This is a genomic window from Variovorax sp. 20P10.2.4 (assembly GCF_058244205.1).
Map to the genome: position 1 here is coordinate 1 of NZ_JBZAYE010000675.1, position 3,769 is coordinate 3,769.

The window sequence follows — 3,769 nt, forward strand, 5'->3', positions numbered from 1 at the left end:
ACGATCAACCGCGCGGCGCTGTCGCCGCACGAGGCGCTGGTGGAACGCGTGGCGCGCGAGATGACGCGCGGCGGCCGCATCGCCTGGCGCGGCCTGAGCCTGCGCGCGAAGCTGCCGCCGGTGGAGGAGGGGGGCAAGGCACGCTGGTGCATGGCCAGGCCCGATGTCTTCTCGATCCGCAACACCAGCGTCGAGGCCTATGCGCACCCGATCGTGCACGAGGTGAAGGTGAGCCGCGCCGACCTGCTGGGCGACCTGCGCAAGCCCGACAAGCGCGCGGCCTACCTCGACCTCGGCGGCGAGTGCTGGTACGTGCTGGGCAACGACGCGCGCGGCCGCTGCATCGCCACGCCCGAGGAGGTGCCGGCCGAATGCGGCGTGATGGTGCTCGAGGGCGAACGCCTCGTGGTCGCGCGTGCCGCGGTGCATCGCAGCTTCGAGCGGATTCCGTTTGCGGTGTGGCTCGCGCTCGCGAAGGCGCAGCCGATGGCGGGGTTCGATGAGGACGTGCAGGACTTGCTGGTGTGAGGCCTGCGGATCGTGCGGCTGAAGCTCAGCAGAGGCGCTGAAGATTCTCTCGAATGACGGGCGCGATGCGGATATCGCCCGTTGCGAAGAACGAGGCCAGTGGCTCGTGGCGAAAAAACCGGCCATCGAAGCGAGAGCGGACCAAGCGCAAATCGCCCGCGAGCCAGGGAATCGGCTCCAGCGCGGGATAGGCAGCGCGCTCCGAATTGCGAGCAAAGGTGATGTGAGGCGTCCAGCCTCTGACGTCATCCTGCAATTCGGCCTTCTGCAGCGCGCGCTGAACGCATTCGTGCAGGTCACTCAGGCCGTCATGCGGTGCGGGCCGAAACACGGATATCGCCTTGCCTTTTTCCGTGGGGGTGGCTTCCTTGTAGATCCAGGTACAGGATTGATCGAGCACGAGCTTGAGCCCACGGACGGGCACTTCGCTCAAGGCGGCCACGAGCCGGGGCGCGTAGAGCAGCTCACCGCTGTCGTCGACATAGCCCAGCGTCAGATGAAGGTGCGGGAGAGGGGCAAAGTGCGCGTTGCGAGGCCATAGCGATTGGTCGCGGTGCATTGCGATCGCCGACCGAACCTCGGCGTCCGGAAACAACCCGATCAGCAATCGGGTGCCGCTCGGCATGTCTTCCCTGTCGGATGTCATCTGGCGTGCTCGGACGACGAACGGATCAATCCACCTTCGGCCACCACTGCTCCGCCGTCGTCCGCAACACCCGCGCAGCCTGCGCCTTGATGTCGTGCGGATCGCCCTGTTCGTTGTGCCGCAGCACGCGGAACGGCCAGGTCGAGAGGCGTCCCGTGGCGCGCAGCCGTGGGGCGGGCTGCGGCTGCGTGGGGCGTGAGAAGAAGAGGATGCGCGCAGCGGCTGCGGGCGGATTGGCGGTGGTCATGCGGTCGCCTCGAAGTTGTTCTTGGAGACGAGGCATTCTAGAGAAATGCTGTATGGACGTACAGTTAAAACTCCTTGCCCGAAGCCGGCGCGGATGGGGAATTCCTATCGCGCGAACGCCCCGCGCCGCGCCACGAAAAAGGGGCTCCGAAGAGCCCCGAAATCCCCATCGTGAAACCTTCACAAGGTGTGAAGAAACCGTCGCGAGCGCCCCGAGGTCGCGCCGAGGACCGCAGCCGTACTCTGTACGGTGAGGACCGCAGGTGCGAGATCGGGGCGCGCAGCAGGTTTATTCACATCTTGTCAGCCCAGCGGCAGGCGCAGGTAGCTTCCCTTCAGCGGCTGCTGCCCCGCGCCCGGCTTGCTCCAGTCGCACACGCCGGCCGGGAAGATGGTCTTGAGCCGCGTCTCCTCGGCGCCGCTGAAGGTCGCCGTGTAGTCGGCCATCGCGACCGGCTTGAGCTGGCACTTGAGCACGTCGTTCACGAGCGGCGAACCGGCCACGATGCGTGGCGTGCTGAAGCGCGGATAGACCACGTTGCACTTCGCTGCCGGGTCCTGCGACGCGACCTCGTCGATGCGCGTGCCGCTCTTGTCCCAGCAGGCGTCGTTGGCGCCCGCGGGCTTGTTGCGCACCACCTTGTCGGTCGAGGCCGCGGCGCTGTCGGCCGCCATGTTGTCGAGCCACTTGTTCATCAGGTCGATCGATGCGGCGATGTAGTTCACGGCTGAGGTCGAACCCAGCGTCCAGATGATCTGGTTGTCGCTGCGGCCGTTGGCGCGCTGCAGCCGCGCGCGGATGATCAGGTCCTGCAGCGTGTCGTGGATGTCGCCGGTCGCATCGGCATTGCCGCGCTGCGTGATGATCGGGATGTTCGCAAGGCCCGGGCCCGAGAAGCTGTTCTTGAAGCCGCCCGAATAGGTCGCCTCGAGCGCGCCGGCATCGGCCTGCGAGCGTGCCGCCTGCACGTTGCCGTCGCGGTCGTAGCCACCGACCTTCTCGTTGAGGTCGAGGAACTCCTTCACCGAGATCGTGCCCTTGTTGAGCGCGGCCAGGCCGTACTGCACGCCGATGTTGTCGATCGGGCGACGCGCTTCCTGCGTGCCGGGGCGCTTGCCCAGCAGGTTGACGTTGGTCTGGAACAGGTCGCAGCGCACGCCGTTCGGGTTGGTCGCGCGGTTGAACACGTTGGCCGCATTGCCGGGCTCGAGGAAGCCGCAGCCCACCGCGTTGTCGGACTTGATGATGCTTGCGAAAGACGCATCCCAGGCCCCACAGGTGCCCTGGTTGAAGCCATTGACCGCGACCTGCTTGGCCGGCGTCCAGGTCGCCATGTCGAGTCCGTAGACGTTGTTGAGCAGCCGGCACTCCATCACCTCGGGCATCAGCGTCTCGGGGAACGAGACGATCGGCTGGATGCCGTCGAGCAGGCCCGGGTAGAGCTGCGCGATCAGGTACTGCTGGATCGCGCCGCCCGAGCCGCCGATGCCCGCGGTCCACTTCGGCACCTCGCCGAATTCCTCGATCACGTGCTCCTTGATCATCATCAGCGTCTCGCCCTGCAGGTGCGGGTTCGCGTGCTGGTTGTTCCACAGCTCGGTCGAGTTGAAGAAGGCGAAGCCGCGCGACAGGTAGATGTCGGCGATCGGGTCGAGGATCGACTCGATCGGGTGCACGCCCTGGTTGTATTGGGCCGAGCCGCAGCAGTCGAAGTAGGGCACCAGCTTCCTGTTCCAGCCCTTGCCGGGCTTCCAGGTGGCGGGCGCGTCCTTCGCGGGGTTGTCGAGCACCGCGAGGCGGTACACGCCGCGGTTGATGGTGCCCGACTCCACGCGCACGATGTAGGGCACGGTGACGCCGTCGTTGGTGGTGGTGTCGGCCAGGTCGGCGGGCCGCGTGCCGGTCGGATCGGCCAGCGGCTTGAAGCTGCCGCCCTTGCTGCGGTAGTACCAGACCACCTGCGTGGTGGCCGAGCAGTTGGCATCGAGCGGCATGCCCAGGCCGTTCTGCACCGTGCGGCATTCGTAGGGCGCGATGTGCGGGCCCGAGAGGATCGGGCCGGTGATCGGGTAGTTGACCAGCTTGAGCTCGGTGCGCTGCTCGGGCTTGTCGGCGTTGGTCACGACGATCAGGTTGTCCTTGCCGGTGGCCGAGGCCGGGTCTTCGGCGAGGCCCGTGACCAGGCCGCGCAGCGTGCGCGTGGCGGCATCGCGCGTGCTCAGCTGCGCGCTCACGTCCTTGCCGTTGAGGCTCACGCGCACCTTGTCGGTCGCCACGCCTTCGGGCGCGCGCACCTCGAGCAGCGTGTCGCCGCCGCTCACCATCTCGGGCCTGGACGACAGCGTGCG

General features: G+C 67.1%; 3 protein-coding genes and 1 pseudogene. 1 reads left to right on the plus strand and 3 read right to left on the minus strand.

Annotated elements, in window-relative coordinates; genetic code table 11:
- Positions 1–528 (plus strand): annotated as a pseudogene (locus tag AC27VN_RS35475) (hypothetical protein); the annotation flags it as partial.
- Positions 529–553: 25 nt separating this feature from the next.
- On the opposite strand, the gene AC27VN_RS35480 reads toward AC27VN_RS35475, so the two are convergent.
- From AC27VN_RS35480 to AC27VN_RS35490, 3 genes are all read right to left on the minus strand, one after another.
- Positions 554–1,174, minus strand: coding sequence for a 2'-5' RNA ligase family protein (locus tag AC27VN_RS35480; RefSeq protein WP_490879648.1), 621 nt, complete (start codon positions 1,172–1,174; stop codon positions 554–556).
- A 25-nt stretch (positions 1,175–1,199) separates the two neighbouring features.
- Entirely contained in the window at positions 1,200–1,421 is a 222-nt protein-coding gene (locus AC27VN_RS35485; RefSeq protein WP_490879649.1) for a hypothetical protein, read from the minus strand.
- A gap of 302 nt (positions 1,422–1,723) precedes the next feature.
- Positions 1,724–3,769, minus strand: a 2,046-nt coding sequence (locus AC27VN_RS35490) for a DUF6351 family protein (protein ID WP_490879650.1), incomplete at its 5' end; no start/stop codon positions are given.

Bases quoted from the DNA above. Each gene is read 5' to 3' on its own strand.
- AC27VN_RS35480 (WP_490879648.1), bottom strand. From the start codon at position 1,174: ATGACATCCGACAGGGAAGACATGCCGAGCGGCACCCGATTGCTGATC.
- AC27VN_RS35485 (WP_490879649.1), bottom strand. From the start codon at position 1,421: ATGACCACCGCCAATCCGCCCGCAGCCGCTGCGCGCATCCTCTTCTTC.